Below are 22,784 nucleotides of genomic sequence, written 5' to 3'. Positions count from 1 at the left end.
TCCAAGCTATTCCGCCGCTAAAATGCGGGGCTGAGGAACATAGTTGAGAATTGGCCCAAGCCAACGCTCGACCTCTTCAATCGGCATGGATTTGCGCTGCGAATAATCCTCGACCTGATCGCGCTCCACCTTGGCGACACCGAAATAATAGGATTCGGGATGCGCAAGGTAAATGCCGGAAACGGAAGAACCCGGCCACATGGCATAGCTCTCGGTGAGCCGGACATTGATCTTTGCTTCCGCATCAAGAATGCGAAAGAGCGTTTCCTTTTCCGTGTGATCCGGCTGCGCCGGATAACCGGGCGCCGGACGGATGCCGCGATAGGGTTCGCCGATCAGCTCATCGGGCGCAAGTGCCTCATCCGGGGCATAGCCCCAATAGTCCTTGCGCACATTCTCATGCATCAACTCGGCAAAAGCTTCGGCAAAACGGTCGGCCAAAGCTTTGACCAGAATGGACGAATAATCATCATTGGCGCGCTCAAAGCGTTCGGCAATGGCGATTTCCTCAATACCAGCGGTGACGACAAAGGCACCGATATAATCCTGTTTGCCGCTATCGAGAGGGGCGACGAAATCGCTTAAAGCAACGTTTGGACGGCCATCGCGCTTGGATAGCTGCTGGCGCAGCGTATAGAAGGTTGCCAGATCCTCATTGCGGTTTTCATCGGTAAAGACGCGAATATCATCACCGACTGCACCGGCTGGCCAAAGACCGATGACGGCCTTGGGGTTGAACCATTTTTCAGCAATGATTTTCTTGAGCATTGCCTGCGCATCATCGAATAATTGACGGGCGGCGGCGCCCTGTTTTTCATCGTCCAGAATTGCCGGATAACGACCCTTCAACTCCCATGTCTGGAAGAAGGGTGTCCAATCAATATAACGGGCAATTTCGGCCAGATCATAATTCTCGAATATGCGGGTGCCAATGAAAGCCGGTTTTGGCGGTGTGTAAGCTGACCAATCAACCTTGTGGGCATTGGCACGGGCTTTCGCCAGAGGCAGGCGCTGCTTGTCGGCCTCATTGCGCGCATGGGCATCGGCAACCTTGGCATATTCGGCGCGAATGGTTTCAATATAGCCCGGCTTGATATCTGCGGACAGAAGGTTCGAAACAACGCCGACCGCGCGGCTCGCATCGGTGACATAGATCGTCTGCCCCTGATGATAGCGGGGATTGATCTTGACAGCCGTATGCACGCGACTGGTGGTTGCGCCGCCAATAAGCAATGGAATGTCAAAGCCTTCGCGCTCCATTTCGGCGGCGACATGCACCATCTCATCCAGCGATGGCGTGATCAGGCCGGACAGGCCGATAATATCAACATTCTGCTCGCGTGCGGTCTGAAGGATTTTCGTGGCCGGAACCATGACGCCCAGATCAATGATCTCGTAATTATTGCAGGCAAGCACGACGCCGACAATATTCTTGCCGATATCATGGACATCGCCCTTCACCGTCGCCATCAGCACTTTACCGGCGCTTTCGCGCTCGCCCGTGCCGCCATTGGCAAGCTTTTCCGCCTCCATATAGGGCAGGAGCAAGGCAACGGCCTGTTTCATCACACGGGCGGATTTCACCACCTGCGGCAGGAACATTTTGCCGGCGCCGAAAAGATCGCCGACAACATTCATTCCGGCCATTAACGGCCCTTCGATGACATGCAGCGGGCGTTCTGCTTCAAGACGGGCTTCCTCTGTGTCCGCGTCGATGAACTCGGTAATGCCGTTGACAAGCGCGTGTTCAATACGTTTGTCGACAGTCCACTCGCGCCATGCAAGATCGCGCTCGCGCGCCTCCTTGCCAGCCGCGCCCTTATAGCGTTCTGCCAGATCGAGCAGGCGTTCCGTTGCATCATCGCGCCGGTTGAGCACCACGTCTTCGCAGGCCTCACGCAGTTCCGGATCAATGGATTCGTAAACCGCGAGCTGACCCGCATTGACGATGCCCATATCCATACCGACCTGAATGGCGTGATAGAGGAACACCGCATGCATGGCCTCGCGCACCGGCTCATTGCCACGGAACGAGAAGGACAGATTGGAAATGCCGCCGGAAATATGCACATGCGGCAAGGTTTCGGTGATCTGTTTGGTCGCCTCGATAAAGGCGACGCCATAGCCATTATGTTCTTCGATGCCGGTTGCGACAGCAAAGACATTGGGATCAAACACAATATCTTCCGGCGGGAAGCCAGCCTCTTTGGTCAAAAGCTCATAGGCGCGGGTACAGATCTCGACCTTGCGCTCCAGCGTATCGGCCTGCCCCTCTGTATCGAAGGCCATGACCACAACCGCAGCGCCATAGGCACGAACCTTTTTGGCATAGGCGATGAAGGCTTCCTCGCCTTCCTTCATGGAAATGGAGTTGACCAGAGGCTTGCCCTGCACGCATTTCAGACCAGCCTCGATAACATCCCATTTGGACGAATCGATCATCACAGGAACACGGGCAATGTCCGGTTCAGCGGCAATCAGATTAAGGAACTCGATCATCGCCTTTTCGCTGTCGATCAGGCCCTCATCCATATTGATGTCGATGATCTGAGCGCCGTTCGCCACCTGATCGCGCGCCACATCCAAGGCTGTTGCATAGTCGCCAGCGGTGATGAGCTTGCGGAACTTCGCCGAGCCGGTGATATTGGTACGCTCGCCCACATTGACGAAAGGAATCTCCTTGGTCAGCGTGAAGGGTTCAAGACCCGACAGGCGCATATGGGTTTCAATTTCAGGTATTTTGCGCGGCGGATATTTGCTCACTGCCTCGGCAATGGCCCTGATATGCTCCGGTGTCGAGCCGCAGCAGCCGCCAACAATATTCAGCAAGCCCTCGCTGGCGAAGCCTTCAAGCTGCGCCGCCATGGCTTCGGGGCTTTCATCATATTGACCGAACTCATTGGGAAGACCGGCATTGGGATAAGCGCACACGAATGTGTCGGCTACGTTTGAAATTTCCGCCAGATGTGCGCGCATGGCATTGGCGCCCAAAGCACAATTGAGGCCGATGGTGAATGGCTGCGCATGGCGCACTGAATTCCAGAAGGCGGTGGGGGTCTGGCCCGAAAGCGTGCGTCCCGACAAATCCGTGATCGTGCCGGAAATCATCACCGGCAGGGTGATACCTTTTTCTTCGAACACCTCATTGGTGGCAAAAATTGCCGCCTTGGCATTGAGCGTATCGAAAATGGTCTCGATCAGGATGATGTCTGCACCGCCATCGATCAGACCGCGAACCTGTTCGGCGTAGGCAGTGCGCAGATCGTCGAAGGTGACAGCGCGATAGCCGGGATTGTTCACATCCGGAGACATGGAGGCGGTGCGATTTGTCGGGCCGAGGGCACCGGCCACGAAGCGCTTGCGTCCATCCTTCTGTTCCGCCTTGATGGCCGCGCGGCGCGCAAGCCTCGCCCCGTCGCGGTTCAGCTCATAGACGACCTCTTCCATACTGTAGTCAGCCTGGGCAATGGTGGTCGACGAAAAAGTATTGGTTTCCAGAATATCGGCACCAGCCATCGCATAGGCATAGTGGATATCTTCAATCGCCTGTGGCTGGGTGAGAATCAGAAGGTCATTATTGCCCTGCAAATGGCATGAGCAATCACCAAACCGGTCGCCGCGAAAATCATCCTCATTGAGGCTGAGACCTTGAATCTGCGTGCCCATAGCGCCGTCGAGAATCAATATGCGTTCTTTGGCAGCCTTTGTCAGCGCTGCAAAAACTTCCCTGCCGTCCCGTGGCGCGCCCATGGGACCGAAGAGATTATCAACCGCATTATTCATAACTCGAACGCCTCAAAACCAACACTGGGATGAGGTTTAAGGTTCACATAAAGATATGTTTATGTCAACAAATCAATTCTGCAAGCGGCATAAAATGTCGTAGTTGAACAGGGCGTTCTTTTCGTGTTTTCCCGTGCTCTGATGGCTCGCCCTCCTGAGCTAGTCGAAGGGCGAACCACGCATTACATCAATGCCCTCTTCCGCCCTCCTAACCCTCTCGAAGGGCGAAGCACGCATAGCTTCATTGCAATGTCGGTTAACTGTCAGATGGCGGCGGACTGCGGCAGAACAAATGGCATTTGTCCCGCTGGCAGGACACCCACTTTGAGCGCGCACTCATAAACACGTAAAATGCGCTCGTCAGTCAGGACATCCTGCGGCGCTCCTACCTTATCCACATGACCCTTATGCATGACAATGACGCGATCCGCATACATGGAGGTCAAATTGAGATCGTGAAGAATCGCGATCACACCGCCGCCGCGTTTGGCAAAGGATTGCGCGATTTCCATGATGATCAGCTGATGCTTGATATCGAGGCTTGAGACGGGCTCATCGAGAAAGAGAAAGCGCGGTTGATTATCCAGTACCGGCTGCCAAACCTGGCATAATACGCGGGCAAGTTGAACACGTTGCTGCTCACCGCCGGAAAGCTCTTGGTAGAAACGACCGCCGAATCCGGCAAGGTCAACCATTTCAAGAGCTTCGTCAGGCAGGTGTTCAACATTCTTTACGGTGCCAAGTGAGCGGCCGCTCGTCAGTCCAAGCTTGATAATTTCACGGACCGTAAATGGAAATGCCAGCGTGGTGGATTGCGGCAGGACGGCGCGCATTGCCGCCATCTGCCAGAGCTTTAAATGTTTCAGGGAATGCCCGTTGATGGTGGCTGTCCCGCTATAGAGCAAATCACCCGAGAGCGCGCGCATAAGCGTGGTTTTGCCCGAACCATTGGGCCCAACAATGACAGTGATCTCTCCGGCCAAAGCGTCAAAGCTTGCATTGTGCACGATTTGGGTCTTGCCCAGATGAACACCTAAGTCCGAGACGTGAATCATTGTTATAAATCCAGAATGCCGCGTTTGCGCAGCAATATCCAAAGGAAGACTGGAGCCCCGACAGCCGCCGTGACAATACCTATCGGCAGTTCTGCGGGCGCAACGACTGTCCGGCTGACAGCATCGGCCAAAAGCAAAAGGCTGGCTCCAAACAGCGCCGATGCGGGCAGAAGATAGCGGTGATCGGGTCCGATGACGAGCCGCAGCAAATGGGGGACAACCACGCCGACAAACCCGATAACACCGCTCACGGCCACGGAAGCGCCTGTCGCTGCCGCAACGGCGATGATCGCTATGATCTTGAAGCGCTGCACCGGAATGCCGAGATGGTTGGCTGTCGCCTCGCCCAAGGCAAGACCATTAAGGCCGCGCGCCAAAAAGGGCGATACGAGCAATGCAACCACGATGAACGGAGTTGTTGCGGCGATTTTCATCCAGCTTGCTCCGGCCAGTGATCCCAATAGCCAGAAGGTCAGATCGCGAAGCTGGCGATCGTCCGCAATATAGGTAAGCACGCCCATATAGGCTGTCGCCATGGCGCCAAGGGCAATGCCTGCGAGAAGCATGGTGGCGATGGAGGTTTGGCCGCGCCGCGTGGCAACCGTGTAAAGTATGAAGGTGAATGCCAAGGCGCTGACGAAAGCGGCGAGCGGCAGCGAATATAGGCCCAGAAGCGCCATGACGGGTGCCAAGACCGTATTGCCGAGCACGATCACACTAAGCGCTCCAAGGCCAGCCCCGGAGGAGACGCCGACAATGCCAGGATCGGCTAGCGGATTGCGGAAAAGCCCCTGCATGACGGCACCGGAGACGGCAAGCGAAGCGCCGATCAGCGAGCCCAGAATGACACGGGGCAGACGAATATCATAGATGATGATGCTATCGCGCGCCGACAAAGCGTCTGTGCCGCTATTGCCTGTCTGAAACCATGATCCGACAACGGAAACCACTGATGCATCAGAGGCTCCGGCCGTGAGACTGAACATGAAAGTCACGGCAAACGCCAAGCCGAGCAACGCGATTACGAACCTGGCCAGAAAAGACCGGTCGCCATCCGCCCGGCCTTTCCTGCTGCCCCGTTCTGAGCGCAGGGAAGCAGGTTTCATGAGAATGGCCTCGCTCATTGGCTTACTGCGTCGCCGTAAAGTCGCTTGGACAAGTCACGAACTGCACTCGCTGTCCGTGGCCCAAAGCCTAGCAGATATTGCCCGCCCATACGTATGATTGCTTTGTTCTCACCTGCTGGTGTTGAGGCAATCGCCTTATTGGCAAGCAGTTCCTTGTCGACTGTCGCGTGATTGTCGCCGCGATCCATTACCAGGATCACATCGGGTTTTGCCAGCAGGATGCTTTCATCGCTCAAAGCCTTGTATCCGGTAAAACCTTCGACAGCATTGTCTGCGCCTGCGAGTTTAATGATGCCGTTTGCAGCTGAATGGTCGCCAGCAGCCAGAATCTTTCCGCCCTGAATGCTGAGAACGAACAAAACGCGCTTGCGGGTTTTGATGTCTTTCGTTTCAGCCCGAGCGGCAGCAAGATCGGCTTCAACATCGTCCGCAAGCTTTTTGGCCTTGTCTTCAACGCTGAGCGCTTTGCCGACGATCCGGATTTTCTCCGAAACGCTTGTGGCCGTGTAATTTTCAGGAACGAAAACGAAAGGAACACTGGCCTTTTTCAGAAGATCGACAGCTTGCTCCGGGCCGCTGCCTTCCACGGCAATAATCGCAGTCGGATTGATCGAAAGAACACCTTCAGCCGACAAAGCCCGCATATATCCGACATCAGGCAGCGCAAATGCTTCCTTTGGATAGACGCTGGTCGTATCGCGCCCGACGAGACGGCCCTGTTCTCCGAGTGCGAAGATGATCTCGGTGATCGAGCCGCCAATGGATACGACCCGGCTGGTATCGGGTAGCGACCCCGAGACTTCCTTGGCAAATGCATGGCTGGAAAGAGCCAGAACCCCGAAAATCCCGGCAAGAGCAGCTAATTTGACAGACTTGGTCATTTTATGCGGCCACACGCATCAGGCGAGGCAGACTCTCCACGAGATTGCGCCAGTCGGGACGTTCATGAGAACCTTCATGACGTTTTCCAAAGAACTGGATGATCATCTCGCCTTCCGCACCATAGGCCTCAAGAGAGGTTACGTGACCATCTTTGGTCGGTTTGCGTACGGCCCAAAGCTCGGCAATATGATCGGTACGCAGATGCAGATGGAAGGTTTCGTCCATGACGTTGATCCATGGACCCATTGGTTTGACATTCTGGACCGGGCCGGAATGAATCTGAATGCAGCCGCGATTGCCAACAAAGCACATGATCGGCAATGCTTCCTGTGCCGCATGGTGTATCATTGCCGTCAGCGCATCATTATCCAGCTGCCAGGCATAGTCCTGACCAATCACCTGTACCGCCTGATGACGGGTCATTTCCAGTGAATTCAGGATGCCGAAAAACTCGTGCACATCCTTCATCTGGGTCCAGCGATCCCGCAGGCCGGCAGTATCGAGCTCTTCAAGCTCCCGCTTTTTCTGCTCGAGCTTCGGCAATTCGGTGGTCTCGATCGTCTGGGACTGATCTTCCAGTTTCAGCTTTGCCACCAGAGCTGTGTAGGCTTCCAGATTGGAAGCGGGGCGCAGATGAATCTTGTGAATGGCTTCGCCTGCAGCATCGAAGAATTGCAGGCTGCGGCGAACCACATCGCCATCGTCCTTCTCAACGGCAAAACCATGCGCCCAGGATTTGGGAAACAGGCGCAAGTCGATCTGTTCGCCGAGCATCATCGAGGCATGTTTGCCGACGATGGGCTTGTCATAGACGCCGATCTTTTCATGAACGGCGCTTTCATTGCGGGTAAGCGCCATGACTTCGCCGAGAGCTTCGATCTCGGTCAGGAATGTTTCAATCTGTGGTGTGATACGGGTTGCACTGATACCGCAATAGGCGGCGACGAAATCAGCTTCGGATATAGTCAACTGCTGCGCCAGATCGCGCTCACGCATTTTGGGATTGTCTATTCTTGCCTGGCGGATCGCTTCGGGTGTCATTTTATTACCATTCGTAACGTTGGTGATCGATTGCTGGGTCATTTATTCAGGATGAGTTTGCCTTGGCGGGTGATTTTCAAACGATAGAGCGAGCCGGCATGTTCAATGCCGACTTCGCTTGATCCGTCGAATAGAAGATCACTGCCAAACACGCGGATATCTGATTGTACGGGGCGGCTATAGTCTGCTCGCATGGGCGTCATGTTAGGAAGGCGAACCTGCAGATCGATGATTTGGCGTCGCGACATGGCAATGGCCTTTTCGTGCCTTTCTCAAAGGGTGATGGTTGGTCCAAGACCCCTCTATTTAAACTTGACTACAAGTTTCATCTTTATTACTCAAATTAAATAAGAGTCAATGAGTCATGTTTCAGAATTGACAAAACTGTGATCAGGAAATGGACGTCATGGTGCACAATACACAGGGCCATTTTATAAGGTTTCTGACGCGGCATTCCCTCGGCCTGCTTGCCGCAACGGGATTGCTGGTTCTCGCCGCAGCAGACATTGCGCCAGCGCAGGAAAGTGCCCCACCGGCGCTGACCTTGGAGCTGAATGCACTGCAGCCTTCGGAAAAGGGCTGCCGGCTAACCTTTGTCGTTACCAATAGTCTTGGCGTGGCCTTGGACAAGGTGGGTTTTGAGGTCGCGCTGTTCAATCAGGCTCAGGTGGTCGACCGTATCACCGTGCTGGATTTCAAAGAACTGCCGCAGGGAAAAACCAAAGTGCGCCGCTTTGATCTTGGTGAGCTTGATTGCACGAAAATAACGCGTGTTCTGGTGAATGATTCAACGGAATGCGCGGGAGCCGGGATAGACCCGAAAGCCTGCATCCGGCAGCTGAATCCTACCACAAAATCCGGTATTCAATTTGGAAGTTGATATTGCACTGATGCTGTGCGTGGTTCGCCCTCCGACAAGCTCAGGAGGGCGGAAGAGGCCATTGATCTAGTGCTTGGTTCGACGAGGCTCACCATGAGGAAAGTAGTGGGTTGCACATCTACCTGAAACGTCTTGCCCGAAACGTCTCAAAACCAGCTCCCTGCCAAATCTTCACTTTCCGCATGGTGAGCCCCGTCGAACCACGCACAGCATCAGTGCAATGTCCCAGTTGATCGTAAAGATAGGCTGGCGGCTAGTAGCTATTGCAAAACGCTGTTGCAAAAAAGGCCCCTCGCAGGGCCTTTTCCAGCTTCATTCATGTGTCTGATCAGAATGGTGAATCAGGGAAATAGAATTCAGCGGCATTATCCTTGGTGACGAGTGTTGCATCAAGAATATAGCTGCCCCGAACCGGAACCTGATCGTAGAAATTGGCAACGGTCAGTTCCATTGCAGTTGCGATCATTGAAGGTGGATAAAGCACGTTGATCGGCGTCATTGTATCGCCATCAGCAACACGCTTGATCATGTCCTTCATGCCCGCACCACCGATAACCATTTTGATATCGGTACGCTTTGCCTGGCTAATGGCTTCAAGAACGCCAACGGCCATATCGTCATCCTGGCACCAGACCGCATCGATCTTCGGGAATTTGGTCAGATAGTCCTGCATGACCTTGAACGCGTCATCGCGCGACCAATTACCAAACTGCTTGTCGAGTACCTTGATGCCGCTACCTGCAATGGCTTCGTCGAAGCCCTTCTGGCGCTCTTCATCGATAACGATAGGAAGGCCGCGGATAACCACGACATCACCGGTCTTCAATGTGTCTTTCAGATAGGTTCCCGCTACGCGGCCAAGCTCCGGATTGTTGCCAGCAACGTAGAGGTCCTGAACTGTCGGATCGGAAAGCGCGCGGTCAACAACCGTGACGAAGATGCCCTTTTCCTTGACTTGGCGAAGCGGGTCGGTCAATTCATCCGAATTGTGCGGCAAGGTCACCAGAGCGTCCATGCCCTGTGTGGTCAAATCTTCCAGGGCATTGGCCTGCGAAGCGCCGTCAGGCGAAGTCTTCACAGTGATCTTCAGACCCGGATGGGCTTTTTCAAGCAATTTGGCGGCACGTTCAGCGTGATAGACAACGCCGCCGGTCCAACCATGGTCAGCCGCCGGAATCGACACGGCAATATTGACCTGTTTGTCTTGCGCGTAGGCGAAGGTCATTGTCGAGGCGAGTGCCGCCCCCACCAGACCCATCATGAGTTTACGCATTTGTTCTCTCCCAATTTTTCGTTCGGGCCTTGATTTCGGCTCGGTGGGTGGCCCCTTTTCCCCCGTCCCGTCTGAAGAGGCAGCCTCCCGCCCCTATTCGTTGTCATCATTTCTTCTTTTGCAGCGTCCGTTGGACGAGCATTGCAATGATGATGATCGTGCCCTGAACGGCTCCGATCAGATATTCGCTGACAATGTTGGACAGCACCATGATGTTGCCGACGATCTCCAGCATGAAAGCACCGCAGATCGTGCCCCAGATACGCCCGACGCCGCCGCGCAGCGCAGTGCCGCCAATGACCACAGCCGTGATTGCCTGCAACTCCCACAACATGCCGGTTGTTGTCGTTGCGGCCCCAAGGCGCGGAATATAAACGACGACGGCGATGGCGACGCAAATACCTTGCAGCACATAGGTCATGGCGCGCACACGGTTGACATGGATGCCGGAATATTTCGCTACATCCTCGTTAGAACCGACGGCGATCACATGCCTTCCGAAAGATGTTTTGTACAAAATGAAAGCTGCCAGAATACCGACAATTGCGATGATCCAGACGGGAATGGGCAGCCCGATGAATGTGCCGGTGTAAACAGGCCTGAACAGAGCACGCATCGAGGTTGATTTCATGGCGATGGACCCGCCATCTGCCAGCCAGACCGTGACAGACCGGAAGATTGCCATGGTTCCGAGCGTCACGATAAAGGGTTCGATCTTGCCGATCGTGATGATTGCGCCGTTGAGCAGACCCGCCAAGGCGCCGACACCAATAGCGACGACAACGCCAACGCAAAGCATCGCCATATCGCCATCAATCGCCGCTGAATTCAAGAACAGCAGCATGATGCCCGCAACCAGCGCAGCCATGGACCCGACAGACAGATCAAGACCGCCAGCCGAGATGACGAAGGTTGCGCCAACGGCAATGATTGCAATGAAAGACGATCTGGTCAGAACGTTGAGAAGATTGTCTATCGACAGGAAGTTCGGATTGATGAGCGCACCAAGGACGAACAGCGCCGCTAGCGCAAGGAAGGGAGCAACGGCTGTCTTGTCCAGATCAGCCAGTTTGCGAAAGGCACCGCGTGTATCGGTATTTGTTGATGTGTCGCTCATGCGTTCCCCGCACTGTAAAGCTCTGCTTCGTTGATCTTGACGCCTGTGGCGTGGACGACGATTTCTTCTTCGGTCATTGCATCGCCTGTCACTTCGCCGACGATGCGCGATGAGCGCATGACGAGGATGCGGTGGCAAATGCCTATCAGTTCCTGCATCTCGGACGAGATAACGATGACGGATTTCCCTGCCTTGGCGAGGTTTGCAATGAACTGATAAATCTGTTCCTTGGTGCCGATATCGATGCCGCGTGTCGGCTCGTCGATAATGACGATGCTTGGTTCCAGCAGCATCATCTTTGCCAATAGGAGCTTCTGCTGATTGCCGCCCGAAAGCTGCCCGGCCAGAAGATCACGGCGACGGGCGCGAATATCGAAATCGCTGATCGCTTTATCGAGACTTTTATCCTCCCGCTTGCGTTCTATCAGCGGCCCTTTGGTGAATTTTTCGAGCGTGGCCAGCGTGAGGTTTGTACGCAGGTCCTGCGCCAGAAGAAGTCCTTTGCCCTTGCGATCTTCGCTCAAATAAACAATGCCTGCCGCCATGCTGTCACGCACGGTGTGGAATGTGATGGGCTTGCCATTAAATTCAATCGTGCCACTGCCATGGCGCAATCCGACGATGCCCTCAAGCAGCTCTGTACGGCCAGCGCCGATCAGACCGGCAAAGCCAAGGATCTCACCTTTCCGCAAGGTAAAGGATGCGTCACGGGCATAGCCCGGCACGTCGAAATTCTTGACTTCAAGCACCGTCTGGTGCGCGGCCGTATCCTCGCGCTCAGGATAAAGTTTTGACATATCCCGGCCGACCATTAATCGCGCCATGTCGACTGGCTGCAATTCAGAGGCGTTGCGGGTTGTAATGAGCTTACCATCGCGCAAGACTGTGATGCGATCTGCAATCGCAGCCACTTCAGGCAGGCGATGCGAGATATAGAGAATGGCCACGCCCTTGTCGCGCAGGTCGCGGATGACTTTGAGCAGCGCTTCGGTTTCGATGGGGGTGAGCGAGGCTGTCGGCTCATCGAAAATGACAACCCGGTGCGGCACCTGCAACGCGCGGGCGATCTGGACCAATTGACGCCGCGCAATGGAAAGGCGGGCAATCTGCGTGGTCGGATCGATATCGGCTCCGAGGCTTCGAACAGCCTCCGCTGACTGCCTGTTCATCTCACGGTCGTTGACCATAAGGCCGCGCTTTAGCTCACGCCCCATGAAAATGTTCTGGGCAACGGTCAGGTCCGGTGCAAGCAGAATTTCCTGATGCACCAGAACCAGACCGCGATGTTCCGCATCGACGGGACCGGCAAAACTCACGGGCTCATTATCAATGGCAACGGAACCGCGTGTCGGCTTGAGGTGCCCGCTGAGGAGTTTCATCAGCGTGGACTTGCCCGCGCCGTTTTCGCCGATGATCGCATGGACCTCACCCGGCATGATCGACAGGCTGATATCGGTCAAAACTTCCACGGGACCAAACGCCTTGGCAATGCCGCGTGCTTCCAGCACCGGTACGTTCGAGGCGTTCAAGGGTTTATTTGTCTCCATCACACCTTCGTCCAAACGCCGCCAGCCTTCGAAGACTTGACCGCAGCTTCAATGAATTCCATGCCGGCCAAGCCATCTTGAACGGTTGGATAAATGACATCCTTCGGCAGTTTTTTGCCGCTGCGAGCCGCAAGAATTGCCTGCGCTGCCTCGGTATAAATATTGGCAAAGCCCTCAAGGTAGCCTTCTGGATGCCCGCCGGGAACGCGCGTTACGCGCGCCGCTTCCGGCGATGCACCCGCGCCGCCGCGGGTCAGCAATTGCTTGGGCTTGCCGAAGGGCGTGTACCAGAGATAATTCGGATCGGCCTGCGTCCATTCCAGCCCACCCTTGGTACCATATATACGCAGCTTCAGGCCATTCTCATTGCCCGGAGCGACCTGGCTTGCCCAGATCATACCCTTGGCGCCACCTTCGAAGCGCATGAGAATTTGCACATCATCATCAAGAACGCGGCCTTCGCCAAAACTGGTCAGCTCGGCGCAAAGTTGCTTGAGCTTCAAACCGGACACGAAGCAAGCAAGATTATAGGCATGGGTGCCAATATCGCCGATGGCGCCGCCGGCACCCGAACGCTTGGGATCAACGCGCCATTCGGCCTGTTTCGAACCGGAACTTTCCGTCTTCTCGGTCATCCAATCCTGAGGATATTCAGCCTGCACCACGCGAATGGTTCCAAGCAAACCCTTTTCCACCATGGCACGCGCCTGCCGCATCATGGGGTAGCCAGTGTAATTATGGGTAACCACGAAAAGCTTGCCGGTCTTGTCTACCAGAGAGACAAGCTCCTTTGCTTCCTTGACAGTCGTGGTCAGCGGCTTGTCGCAAATGACGTGAATGCCAGCTTTGAGAAAAGCCTTTGCTGCCGGGGCGTGCATGTGGTTTGGCGTGACGATGGAAACGGCCTCGATGCCATCAGGACGCTTGGCCTCCGCTTTTGCCATTTCTTCGAAAGATGTATAGGCGCGATCATCGGCGATGCCGAGCTCGCGGGCTGACGCCTTGGCGCGCGCCGCATCGGATGAGAGTGCGCCTGCAACCAGCTCAAACTGGTCATCCATACGCAGCGCGATGCGGTGAACCGCGCCGATGAAAGCGCCCTGCCCGCCACCGACCATGCCGATACGGATGCGCTTGCTCGCAGGCTTTTCTTTTGATGCTCCAATGGCCATTGCTTTACCCTCTTACTTCAAGCCAAGAATACGGCGATTGGCCGCGTCGTCGGTGCCGGACCCGGCAAAATCGTCAAATGCCCGCTCGGTCACGCGGATCAGATGAGCGTCGATGAATTGGGCACCTTCGCGCGCCCCATCTTCGGGGTGTTTCAACGCGCATTCCCATTCCAGAACTGCCCAGCCATCGAAATCATAGGCAGTCAGCTTTGAAAAGATTGCGCCGAAATCCACCTGTCCATCGCCCAGCGAGCGGAAACGCCCGGCACGGTTCACCCAGGATTGGAAGCCGCCATAGACACCCTGCCGTCCTGTCGGGTTGAACTCGGCGTCCTTCACATGGAAGGCTTTGATACGCTCATGGTAGATGTCGATATAATCAAGATAGTCGAGCTGCTGCAGCACGAAATGCGAAGGATCATAAAGAAGATTGGCGCGCGAATGGTTGTTCACCCGCTCCAGAAACATCTCGTAGGTTATGCCATCGTGCAGATCTTCGCCGGGGTGAATTTCATAGGCAGCATCGACGCCTTGCTCATCGAAATAGTCGAGAATAGGTGTCCAGCGTTTTGCCAGTTCATCAAACGCCGCTTCGACCAGACCTGCCGGACGCTGTGGGAATGGATAGAGAAAAGGCCATGCCAGCGCACCGGAAAAGGTGGGAACGGTCTTAAGGCCCAGATGCTTGGACGCCCGCGCCGCCCGCTTCAGCTGATCAATAGCCCATTCCTGCCGCGCCGCTGGGTTGCCATGCACTTCAGGCGCAGCAAAGCCATCCATGAGCTCGTCATAAACAGGATGAACGGCAACGAGCTGACCTTGGAGATGGGTTGCAAGCTCCGTGATCGTCAGGCCGTGGGACGCTGCTGTCCCGGCGATCTCATCGCAATAGTCCTTGGAGTCGGAAGCTTTCTTCAGATCAATGAGACGCCCGTCCCAGGCAGGAATCTGGATACCCTTATAGCCATGGCCAGCGGCCCAACCGCACATGCCATCCAGCGTATTGAACGGCGCAGCATCGCCCGCAAACTGTGCGAGAAAAATGGCGGGTCCTTTAATCGTCTTCATATGTATTCCTCCAATTCCAAAATATAGCCGTCAGGGCATGTTGTCCCTGAGAAAGATGTCGATGCGGATATGTTCCTGCCCCGAAACAATGGGGCGGCCCTCTTTCAGGGCAGTCAGGATGCGCGCGGCGCTGCGGGCCATGTGGCCCACATCCTGATTGATGATTGCGTCGATTGTGCCACGCACAAGGTGACGACGTGTTGACGACGTCAATTCGTGGGCAACAAAAATCATGTCAGATGTGCGCCCGGACGTTTCCAGGGCAGCGATGACACCAGCCTGCCCTCCCCCGGCATTATAGATCGCAACTGTGTCGGGGTGATCTTCGATCAGCGACCGGCAGACGGCTTCCACCCGGGCATTTTCGTCGCGTGCTTCGCGAACCGGCAGGACTTCAAGATTGGGGTATTCGCGTGCAAGAACCTGTTCAAACCCGAATTGCCGCTCGACATGATCACGCAGTGCCAGCGAACCTGCAATCATCCCGACCTTGCCTTTGCGGGTTCCAACGAAGCGGCCGATCAGCGATGCAGCGGTGCGGCCTGCCGCAAAATTGTCGATGCCGACATAATGCGCCCGCCGTGAGTTGGGCACGTCTGATACGAGCGTCAGGACAACAACGCCGGAATCGGCCAGTGTATTTATGGCCTCGGTAACAGCAGGGTGATCCAGAGCGACAACGGCGACACCATCAATGCCTCTTGGCAGCTTTTCCAAGGCGGTGGCAAGTGCTTCGCCATCGAATGTATCGACATATTGAATGGTCAGGCGCACCCGCTCCTGCAATTGACGTTCGCGAGTAGCGCGAAACTCGGCAGCAAGAGCCTGCATGAATTCATTTTCGCCGGTGGGGAGAATGATGCGGAAATCGTAATCGCGTCCGCGAGCCAGCCGCGACGCATGGGGATCAGGAAGGAAGCCAAGCTGTTTGATAGCCGCATTGACGCGTTGGATCGTGCGCGCATGCACACCTATCCTCCCGTTTACCACGCGATCAACCGTTGCAAGACTGACACCGGCTTCTCGGGCGACGTCTTCAAGCGTCATTTTCACCACGAGAATTCTCCTCCGCCTGAAATAGTAATTCAGTCAAATGAGGTGTGCAACTCTTTTTGAGCTTTTTTGATGGGAATTTGATGGGATTGAAATACTGCTTGCAGCGCTACAGCCTGCGCCTCCATCGATGATGAAGGGCACGCGGCGGAAGCGATGCGGAAACGCGGCGAGAACCTGAGGGGGCGAGGAGCAAGTCAATCAGCTTCCTGACCCCATCTTGTGATCATTGGCGTTCAGGGTTCGTTTCGGCCTGTCTTGAACGGCAATATCATTTCATAAGACCTCGCAAGGCTAAGCAGGCGAGCATCCGTTCTAGGTCGGCCTATGAGCTGCATACCCATCGGGAGGCCATTGCGAAACCCCACTGGTACATTGACAACCGGACATCCTGAAAGCGTCGCCAGAGCAACGACTTCCATCCAGCGATGGTAACTGTCCATTTTTCTGTCGCCGATCATTTCGGGCCAATGCAGGTCGGCATCGAACGGGAAAACCTGCGCGGAAGGAATGGCGAGAAAATCATATGTCTGGAACAATTCAAGCATGGTTGCATACCAGGCTGTCCTTGTCTGACTGGCATTAAGGATGTCGATGGCAGACAAGGAAAGACAACCTTCCACCTCCCATTGCGCTTCATCCTTGAGAAGAGCCCGCTTTGCCGGATCGTCATAGAGTGGCTTGAGTCTGGCGCTCAAATTGAATTGACGAAGGGTTGTAAAACAACCCCAAAGTGCCTCAAAGTCGAAATTTGGCAGGACTGGCTCTATTGTGCATTCAATATCGGTCATGGTTTTCAAAGCAGTTTCGCAAAGATCGATAATGCCAGGCTCGAAAACCAGATGGCCGCCAAGATCGCCCAGCCAGCCTATACGAGACGGACCAATTTGTTCATGGCAACTTTGGACAAAGGAAGCAGCCGGTCGCTCTATAGATAGAGGCGCTCGCGGTTCATATCCGGCTTGCACGTCCAACAGGAATGCCAGATCTTCGACGCTGCGGGCCATGGGACCTTCAGTGCCGAGCTGGGAAAAAAATGAATCCGCCGCGGGCCAATTTGGCACCAGCCCCTGAGAGGGACGAAAACCGAAAATATTGTTGAATGCCGCAGGATTACGCAAAGACCCGCCAAAATCACTGCCATCAGCAACGGGTAGCATTCTCAAGGCAACAGCGACCGCAGCTCCGCCGCTCGAACCGCCCGCAGATTTCGACGCATCGAAAGCATTGCGGGTGATGCCGAAAACAGGATTGTAGGTGTGAGATCCCAAACCGAATTCAGGTGTGTTCGTTTTTCCAATAATCAGGGCGCCCGCACTTCGCAATCGCTCCACCGAGAGGGAGTCCATTTCGGGCACAAAGTTTGCATAGATCGGGGACCCGAACGTGGTTCTCAAGCCCTTTGTCATGGACAGGTCTTTAATGGCAATGGGAAGACCATGAAGTGGACCCGTCGGGCCGTGACGGGAAAGCATCTCATCGGCAGCACTTGCTTCTGCCAGGATTTCGTCTCGAGGACGTAAGGATATGATGGCATTGTGGATCGGATTTAAACTGTCGATCCGGCCCAGAAAATCCAGTGTTATATCGTAGCAGGAAGCAGTTCGAGCTTGGACGAGACGGCTGAGTTCGGCGGCACCAAATATGGAATAATCAGTCAATAGTCACTCCTGATCGCATGAGGAATGCGGTATGTGGTTTGCAACCAGGCCTTGAACTTGCGGCTGGCCTTACCGAGCAAGCCAGGCATTGAAGCGCTCTGTCAATACTTCCAGATTGTCGGTCCAGAAATTTTGATTCAGGCGGAATGCCGGATTATCCCCAACGGGCATGATGTTTTTTCTTTCACCCGGCACGCGAGCTGGTTCGTCCAGTTGAATGTGGCCGGCATTGCCGGCCACAAGATTTTATGCGGGTCTTTCTTCGGCAGCATTGGGCCGCCACTTGATGAGTTTGCCTTCAGCGACATCGAGAATTCTGTCGATAATCAGGACGAATACTGCCAGAATAATGATGCCGGCAAATACGCCAACCGCGTCGAAATTGCCTTCTGCCTGGGCGATAAGGTAGCCCAATCCAGCGGAAGCACCGAGATATTCCCCGATAATGGCGCCGACCACTGCAAAGCCTACTGACGTGCGCAGCGATGATAAAATCCAGCTTGCCGCAGCAGGAAAATAGACATGCCTCAACAAATCCGACCGTTTGGCACCGAGGATTTTCGCGTTGGCAAGCACAACAGGATTGACTTCGCGCACGCCCTGCATGGCATTGAAAAACGTAATGAAGAACACCAGCGTGACAGCCAACGCTACTTTCGACCAAAGGCCCAAGCCAAGCCAAAGAACAAAGATCGGCGCGAGAACGACACGGGGAATTGCATTGAGGCCCTTGATAAAGGGATCAAGGATGCGGGCTGCACTGCGGCTGAGACCAAGCCAAACACCGGCGGCGACGCCGAGCGCCGTGCCTATGACATAGCCGAGAACGGTTTCTGTCAACGTAATGGAGACATGCTTGTAGAAGCTTGGTTGGATAATCCAGGTAACAATCTGGTTGAAGATATCCAGAGGAGCTGGAAAGAAGAATACGTCGATGACACCGGCGGTTACGCCCAGTTGCCAGCCACCGAGAATAAAAACCAGAATACCCAGCTGGATGATGCGTTCAGTCACGACGTTCATAGCTTTTCTCCACTTCGCCGCGCAGGCTTGCCCAGATATTTCGGTACAGATCCATAAAGCGTGGATCGAGTTTGATTTCCGCGACATCGCGAGGCCGTTCCAGCTCAACGGGGAAGCTTTCTATGACCCGTGAACGCGGCCCGGCCGCAAGGATGGCGACGCGGTCGCCAAGAGCAATGGCTTCCTCCAAATCATGCGTGATCATCACGACGGCCCGACGCTCTTCCTGCCAGAGCCGTAGAAGTTCGTTCTGCATCAAATGTCGGGTGTGGATGTCGAGCGCGGAAAATGGCTCGTCCATCAAGATGACCTTTGGTGCTGCGATCAGCGCCTGCGCCATCTGTACGCGCTTGCGCTGGCCGCCCGACAACTGGTGCGGATACCGATGCTCGAACCCTTTAAGGCCAACCTTTGCAAGCCAGTTCATCGAGCGTTCGCGGCGCTCTTTGACTGCAATACCTTTAAACATCAGACTGAGTTCGACATTTTCGATGGAGGTCTTCCACGGCAGCAACGCGTCTTGCTGGAACAGATAGCCAATATCATTCTGGATGTTATTGATGAGCGTGCCATCAATACTCACCGTTCCCTTCGTTGGCTTCAGCAGACCGGCAATAGCATTCAAAATGGTGCTCTTGCCGCAGCCCGTGGGCCCAACGATGGCGAGAAACTCGCCATCGGCAACAGTCAAGTTGACATCCTGTACAGCTACATAGGTGCCAAATGACATTTCAACCGAGTCAATCGATACCATTGGCCTCGTATCTGGCTCGCCCGGTTGGACGGGCACGGGTTTTAACATAGCCAATGACATGGCTTCCTCCTCGGATCAGTTAGTGGTCTTGCCAGTCACCTTGTTCACGAAATCATTCGTGTAGGTTTTAGAAAGATCGATGGTTGTATTGGCTACTTTCTCATTGAAGCTTTTGAGGACAGCCAACGGCGTTTGAACGTCGGTATCGTTGAATTTGCCACCAACCGAGAAGATGGGCTTGGCATTCTGGACTGCCTTCACATAGGTTTCCCGATCTCCGGAAATGAACTCTTTGGGAAGCTTCTCAACGATTTCCTCAGCGCTGTGTTTGTTCATCCATTCCAGCGCTGCAACGGTCGCATTCGTGACCTTCTGGATCGTTTCAGGGTTTTCGTCGATGTAAGACTGCGTAGCATAGAGTACTGATGTGGGATAAATTCCGCCGTAGATTTCCTTAGCACCTTCATCGCTACGGGCATCGATCAGAATCTTGCCGACACCCTTGGCTTCGATGAATGTCGCCGCCGGATCGTAATTGACCAGCAGGTCAACCTTGCCCTGTTCCAGCGCCGCAACAGCAGCCGAACCGGAACCGACGCCGATCAGCGAAACATCATCCGCCGACAGTTTGTGGCGCTGTAAATAGTAACGAACGAAGAAGTCAGATGATGAGCCCGGGGCGGTGATGCCGATTTTGGCTCCTTTGATCGTTTCGGGCTTGGCCGGATCGAAAGTGGCGTTTTTTCCTCCGGCAAGAACGAGGCCCGAATTGCGTGCCAGAAGTACGAAACCGACGACTGCCTTGTTCTGCGACTGCATCTGGATCGTATGGTCGTAAAAGCCAACGGCGATATCGGTTGAGCCCGCGACAAGCGCCTGGAGCGTCTTCGATCCACCGGAGGCGAAATTCTCAACAGTTACCTCAAGGCCCTCTTTTTCATAGAGACCCAACCCCGCAGCTACCGGAAAAGGCAGATTGTTGAGATTATAGGATCCGACGCTGATGCGAACGGGTTCGGCGAGAGCCGTTCCAGCAAAAGCCACGGTTGCCGCAAGCGCGAGCACGAGTTTACGCATGATGTTTCCTCCGATTGTAATGTTGTTTGGCTACCCTCCCGGTAGCCATTTCAAATTATGCCGCGCGAACGATGCTGCCGAGCGGCTTTGCAAAGACATGTCCTTCGAATAGTCTCCGCGCTGTTCTAAGTATTCCTGCCACGACCTTTCCTTCGCGGGAATCCAGTTTTACGTCCAGGTGACCACTTGGATGTTCCAGGCTGAGGATCACTGGCGGGGTGTGTTTGCCGATCAGCGATGATGCGATCGTACCTTCACTAATGCATGCGGTTGCAATGCCAACGGCACCCGTCGTCGCCAGGGATGGATGACATTCGTCCGGCATGAAATAACGGACATTGAGATCTCCGCCATTTCTCGGTTTGGAAATCAATACCGGCTTTGGCGTGACCTGATTGCTAACATCTCCCATTCCCATGAGCCGGCCAGCTTCGAGCCGCAAATGCTTCAGCCGTTTCAGCAAGGCGTCATTGCTGTTGAGATCGACCGCCGTCTCATATCCGCTTACTCCGACTGCTTCAGCCTCAACCAGCACCATAGGCATGGCGCAATCAATACAGGTAACGTCGACACCATCGATGCGATCACGTGCGTTTCCCGTGGGGAAGAGTTTTCCCGTTCGAGCACCGGCTGCATCCATAAAAGTCAACGCAATCGGCGCCGCCAGTCCGGGAACGCCGTCGATTGCCGCATCTCCGAGATAAGCAACCTTTCCACCGGGGGTTGGAACCTCCGCTTCGATCAACTTGCCCGTATTAACATTGTGAATTCTGACGCGAGTCAAAGGCCCTGTCGCCGCTACGAGCCCCGCCTCAATCGCAAAGGGTCCAACGGCTGCCAACATATTCCCGCAATTTGGCGAGGTATCGACCAATTGCTGATCAATCCGAATTTGCGCAAACAGATAATCAACATCCGCGCCAGCAATGCTGGAGGGTCCGACAATGGCCACCTTGCTTGTGACCGGATTGCCGCCACCTATCCCGTCGATTTGAAGTGGATGCCCGGAGCCCATTAAAGACAGAAGAATCACATCACGCTCTGCGCTATTGGAAGGCAGGTCTGACGAAAGGAAGAAGGGTCCTTTTGAGGTGCCGCCCCGCATGAGAACACAGGGAATGGACATCAGGTCGTTCATTATTGCTTCACCTACCGATGTGATTTAGGTATCAATGGCCTTATTTGTTCCAGTAAACGGTATTATGATTGATATGTGAAATGCGAAAATCCGAGGGAATGATGCGTTATGAGCATTAATTGCGAAATTCTGGACTTGCGTGCTTTCCTGGCTGTTGTCGAACTCGAGAACTTCCATCGCTCGGCTGAGGCGCTCAATCTGTCTCAACCTGCATTGAGCCGGCGCATTCAAAAGCTCGAGCAGGCGATTGGGGGGCCACTGCTGGAACGTACGACGCGGCACGTTTCAACAACTGCACTTGGCGCTGAACTCATCCCGCTTGTGCGCAGAATGCTGGAGGAGTTCGACACCTCGCTTTTCGCAGTTCGGGATACGGGATCGCAGCGTAGTGGATTGGTGACCATTGCATGTCTTCCGACAGCCGCGTTTTACTTTCTTCCCACGGTAATCAAGCAGTTCAACTCGGAATATCCGCATATTCGTTTTCGAATCCTCGACCTGACCGCCACCGATGGATTGCAGGCGGTTGCGCGGGGAGAAGTTGAGTTTGGTATAAATATTATGGGGTTATCCGATCCCGATCTCATCTTTGAGCGCCTGATAGAAGACCCATTCGTGCTCGCTGCGCGCAACGATCATCCGCTGGCGGCAAAAACCGAATTGGAGTGGGGTGACCTGACGCCGTACCAGTTGATCACGGTTCACAGGTCCAGCGGCAATCGAACCTTGCTTGATGCAGCCCTTGCCAAATCCAATCTCAAGCTTCGCTGGTCCTATGAGGTGACGCATTTGTCGACATCGCTCGGGCTGGTTGAAGCCGGGCTTGGAATTTCCGTCTTGCCAAAATTGGCGACACCTCAGGAAGAACATCCCTTTTTGGTTACAAGACCAATCCGCAATCCAGAAATATCCCGAACAATAGGCATTGTACGTCGACGAGGCGGAACGCTGTCACCCGCTGCTGAGAGGTTTATGACGCTCCTTATCGGTACTTGGGCTGACCCTAACACCCCATAGCCCGTTGCGAGCAGTTGCACGCAATAGAAAATTTCTCTGCCTCCTGCCCTTGAATCGGGAACTGCGGCCGCCTAACTCTCCCCCAACCCGCTGGTCCGGGCCCCTCTGGCAAGTGC

General features: G+C 54.7%; 20 protein-coding genes. 2 read left to right on the top strand and 18 right to left on the bottom strand.

Going from position 1 to position 22,784, the window contains the following annotated elements; genetic code table 11:
- Positions 1 to 6: 6 nt before the first annotated feature.
- From metH to hemP, 6 genes are all read right to left on the bottom strand, one after another.
- Positions 7 to 3,783, bottom strand: a complete 3,777-nt coding sequence (metH, locus tag ACTJI9_RS14235) for a methionine synthase (protein ID WP_440808789.1) — start codon at positions 3,781 to 3,783, stop codon at positions 7 to 9.
- A gap of 263 nt (positions 3,784 to 4,046) precedes the next feature.
- Entirely contained in the window at positions 4,047 to 4,838 is a 792-nt protein-coding gene (locus ACTJI9_RS14230; RefSeq protein WP_115053708.1) for a heme ABC transporter ATP-binding protein, read from the bottom strand.
- Positions 4,839 to 4,840: 2 nt separating this feature from the next.
- On the bottom strand, positions 4,841 to 5,944 hold the full coding sequence (locus ACTJI9_RS14225; protein ID WP_440808786.1) for a FecCD family ABC transporter permease: 1,104 nt from the start codon (positions 5,942 to 5,944) through the stop codon (positions 4,841 to 4,843).
- A 14-nt stretch (positions 5,945 to 5,958) separates the two neighbouring features.
- The gene (locus ACTJI9_RS14220; protein WP_440808784.1) at positions 5,959 to 6,846 is read right to left on the bottom strand and encodes a heme/hemin ABC transporter substrate-binding protein; all 888 of its coding nucleotides are present in this window, start codon (positions 6,844 to 6,846) and stop codon (positions 5,959 to 5,961) included.
- A 1-nt stretch (position 6,847) separates the two neighbouring features.
- Positions 6,848 to 7,888: a hemin-degrading factor gene (locus tag ACTJI9_RS14215; RefSeq protein WP_307275932.1), complete on the bottom strand. Its 1,041-nt coding sequence runs from the start codon at positions 7,886 to 7,888 to the stop codon at positions 6,848 to 6,850.
- Between the two features lie 38 nt (positions 7,889 to 7,926).
- Positions 7,927 to 8,082: a hemin uptake protein HemP gene (gene hemP / locus ACTJI9_RS14210; RefSeq protein WP_307276008.1), complete on the bottom strand. Its 156-nt coding sequence runs from the start codon at positions 8,080 to 8,082 to the stop codon at positions 7,927 to 7,929.
- Between the two features lie 212 nt (positions 8,083 to 8,294).
- On the opposite strand from hemP, the gene ACTJI9_RS14205 reads away from it, so the two are divergent.
- Positions 8,295 to 8,768 carry a hypothetical protein gene (locus tag ACTJI9_RS14205; RefSeq protein ID WP_336441958.1) on the top strand — a complete coding sequence of 158 codons (474 nt, stop codon included), beginning with the start codon at positions 8,295 to 8,297 and terminating at the stop codon, positions 8,766 to 8,768.
- Positions 8,769 to 9,096: 328 nt separating this feature from the next.
- Here the strand turns inward: ACTJI9_RS14205 and ACTJI9_RS14200 are convergent, their stop codons facing one another.
- The 12 genes from ACTJI9_RS14200 to ACTJI9_RS14145 all read right to left on the bottom strand — a co-directional run bounded on the left by ACTJI9_RS14200 (position 9,097) and on the right by ACTJI9_RS14145 (position 21,651).
- Positions 9,097 to 10,041 (bottom strand): substrate-binding domain-containing protein, encoded by a 945-nt coding sequence (locus tag ACTJI9_RS14200; RefSeq protein ID WP_115053711.1) that lies wholly within the window; start codon positions 10,039 to 10,041, stop codon positions 9,097 to 9,099.
- A gap of 106 nt (positions 10,042 to 10,147) precedes the next feature.
- Complete coding sequence (locus tag ACTJI9_RS14195; protein WP_115053712.1) at positions 10,148 to 11,158, bottom strand: ABC transporter permease; 1,011 nt, start codon at positions 11,156 to 11,158, stop codon at positions 10,148 to 10,150.
- A complete protein-coding gene (locus tag ACTJI9_RS14190) occupies positions 11,155 to 12,705 on the bottom strand; it encodes an ATP-binding cassette domain-containing protein (RefSeq protein WP_115053713.1) in 1,551 nt (516 codons plus the stop codon). The genes ACTJI9_RS14195 and ACTJI9_RS14190 overlap by 4 nt, the downstream gene beginning before the upstream one ends.
- The gene (locus tag ACTJI9_RS14185; protein WP_115053714.1) at positions 12,705 to 13,877 is read right to left on the bottom strand and encodes a Gfo/Idh/MocA family protein; all 1,173 of its coding nucleotides are present in this window, start codon (positions 13,875 to 13,877) and stop codon (positions 12,705 to 12,707) included. The genes ACTJI9_RS14190 and ACTJI9_RS14185 overlap by 1 nt, the downstream gene beginning before the upstream one ends.
- A gap of 12 nt (positions 13,878 to 13,889) precedes the next feature.
- Positions 13,890 to 14,945, bottom strand: coding sequence for a sugar phosphate isomerase/epimerase family protein (locus ACTJI9_RS14180; protein ID WP_354345092.1), 1,056 nt, complete (start codon positions 14,943 to 14,945; stop codon positions 13,890 to 13,892).
- 30 nt (positions 14,946 to 14,975) lie between these two features.
- Positions 14,976 to 15,992, bottom strand: coding sequence for a LacI family DNA-binding transcriptional regulator (locus tag ACTJI9_RS14175; RefSeq protein ID WP_307276003.1), 1,017 nt, complete (start codon positions 15,990 to 15,992; stop codon positions 14,976 to 14,978).
- Positions 15,993 to 16,234: 242 nt separating this feature from the next.
- Positions 16,235 to 17,659, bottom strand: a complete 1,425-nt coding sequence (locus ACTJI9_RS14170; RefSeq protein ID WP_440808779.1) for an amidase — start codon at positions 17,657 to 17,659, stop codon at positions 16,235 to 16,237.
- A 69-nt stretch (positions 17,660 to 17,728) separates the two neighbouring features.
- Positions 17,729 to 17,899, bottom strand: a complete 171-nt coding sequence (locus tag ACTJI9_RS14165; protein ID WP_336441961.1) for a hypothetical protein — start codon at positions 17,897 to 17,899, stop codon at positions 17,729 to 17,731.
- Between the two features lie 6 nt (positions 17,900 to 17,905).
- Positions 17,906 to 18,682 carry an ABC transporter permease gene (locus ACTJI9_RS14160; protein ID WP_115053717.1) on the bottom strand — a complete coding sequence of 259 codons (777 nt, stop codon included), beginning with the start codon at positions 18,680 to 18,682 and terminating at the stop codon, positions 17,906 to 17,908.
- Entirely contained in the window at positions 18,666 to 19,496 is an 831-nt protein-coding gene (locus ACTJI9_RS14155) for an ABC transporter ATP-binding protein (RefSeq protein WP_115053718.1), read from the bottom strand. Before ACTJI9_RS14155 ends, ACTJI9_RS14160 begins: the two co-directional genes overlap by 17 nt.
- 15 nt (positions 19,497 to 19,511) lie before the next feature.
- Entirely contained in the window at positions 19,512 to 20,513 is a 1,002-nt protein-coding gene (locus ACTJI9_RS14150) for an ABC transporter substrate-binding protein (RefSeq protein ID WP_440808775.1), read from the bottom strand.
- A 55-nt stretch (positions 20,514 to 20,568) separates the two neighbouring features.
- Complete coding sequence (locus ACTJI9_RS14145; RefSeq protein ID WP_354345099.1) at positions 20,569 to 21,651, bottom strand: 4-oxalomesaconate tautomerase; 1,083 nt, start codon at positions 21,649 to 21,651, stop codon at positions 20,569 to 20,571.
- A 108-nt stretch (positions 21,652 to 21,759) separates the two neighbouring features.
- On the opposite strand from ACTJI9_RS14145, the gene ACTJI9_RS14140 reads away from it, so the two are divergent.
- A complete protein-coding gene (locus ACTJI9_RS14140) occupies positions 21,760 to 22,668 on the top strand; it encodes a LysR family transcriptional regulator (protein WP_115053721.1) in 909 nt (302 codons plus the stop codon).
- Positions 22,669 to 22,784 lie beyond the last annotated feature (116 nt).

This window comes from Phyllobacterium sp. 22552 (assembly GCF_052044585.1).
GTDB classification, from domain to species: Bacteria; Pseudomonadota; Alphaproteobacteria; order Rhizobiales; family Rhizobiaceae; genus Phyllobacterium; species Phyllobacterium ifriqiyense.
The sequence above is the reverse complement of the archived record's forward strand: the minus strand, read 5'-3'. Positions and strand labels throughout refer to the sequence as shown.

What these genes read in the sequence shown, in the direction of transcription:
- metH (WP_440808789.1), bottom strand. Translation starts at nt 3,783, where the DNA reads ATGAATAATGCGGTTGATAATCTCTTCGGTCCCATGGGCGCGCCACGG.
- ACTJI9_RS14230 (WP_115053708.1), bottom strand. Translation starts at nt 4,838, where the DNA reads ATGATTCACGTCTCGGACTTAGGTGTTCATCTGGGCAAGACCCAAATC.
- ACTJI9_RS14225 (WP_440808786.1), bottom strand. Translation starts at nt 5,944, where the DNA reads ATGAAACCTGCTTCCCTGCGCTCAGAACGGGGCAGCAGGAAAGGCCGG.
- ACTJI9_RS14220 (WP_440808784.1), bottom strand. Translation starts at nt 6,846, where the DNA reads ATGACCAAGTCTGTCAAATTAGCTGCTCTTGCCGGGATTTTCGGGGTT.
- ACTJI9_RS14215 (WP_307275932.1), bottom strand. Translation starts at nt 7,888, where the DNA reads ATGACACCCGAAGCGATCCGCCAGGCAAGAATAGACAATCCCAAAATG.
- hemP (WP_307276008.1), bottom strand. Translation starts at nt 8,082, where the DNA reads ATGCGAGCAGACTATAGCCGCCCCGTACAATCAGATATCCGCGTGTTT.
- ACTJI9_RS14205 (WP_336441958.1), top strand. Translation starts at nt 8,295, where the DNA reads ATGGTGCACAATACACAGGGCCATTTTATAAGGTTTCTGACGCGGCAT.
- ACTJI9_RS14200 (WP_115053711.1), bottom strand. Translation starts at nt 10,041, where the DNA reads ATGCGTAAACTCATGATGGGTCTGGTGGGGGCGGCACTCGCCTCGACA.
- ACTJI9_RS14195 (WP_115053712.1), bottom strand. Translation starts at nt 11,158, where the DNA reads ATGAGCGACACATCAACAAATACCGATACACGCGGTGCCTTTCGCAAA.
- ACTJI9_RS14190 (WP_115053713.1), bottom strand. Translation starts at nt 12,705, where the DNA reads ATGGAGACAAATAAACCCTTGAACGCCTCGAACGTACCGGTGCTGGAA.
- ACTJI9_RS14185 (WP_115053714.1), bottom strand. Translation starts at nt 13,877, where the DNA reads ATGGCCATTGGAGCATCAAAAGAAAAGCCTGCGAGCAAGCGCATCCGT.
- ACTJI9_RS14180 (WP_354345092.1), bottom strand. Translation starts at nt 14,945, where the DNA reads ATGAAGACGATTAAAGGACCCGCCATTTTTCTCGCACAGTTTGCGGGC.
- ACTJI9_RS14175 (WP_307276003.1), bottom strand. Translation starts at nt 15,992, where the DNA reads ATGACGCTTGAAGACGTCGCCCGAGAAGCCGGTGTCAGTCTTGCAACG.
- ACTJI9_RS14160 (WP_115053717.1), bottom strand. Translation starts at nt 18,682, where the DNA reads ATGAACGTCGTGACTGAACGCATCATCCAGCTGGGTATTCTGGTTTTT.
- ACTJI9_RS14155 (WP_115053718.1), bottom strand. Translation starts at nt 19,496, where the DNA reads ATGTCATTGGCTATGTTAAAACCCGTGCCCGTCCAACCGGGCGAGCCA.
- ACTJI9_RS14150 (WP_440808775.1), bottom strand. Translation starts at nt 20,513, where the DNA reads ATGCGTAAACTCGTGCTCGCGCTTGCGGCAACCGTGGCTTTTGCTGGA.
- ACTJI9_RS14145 (WP_354345099.1), bottom strand. Translation starts at nt 21,651, where the DNA reads ATGAACGACCTGATGTCCATTCCCTGTGTTCTCATGCGGGGCGGCACC.
- ACTJI9_RS14140 (WP_115053721.1), top strand. Translation starts at nt 21,760, where the DNA reads ATGAGCATTAATTGCGAAATTCTGGACTTGCGTGCTTTCCTGGCTGTT.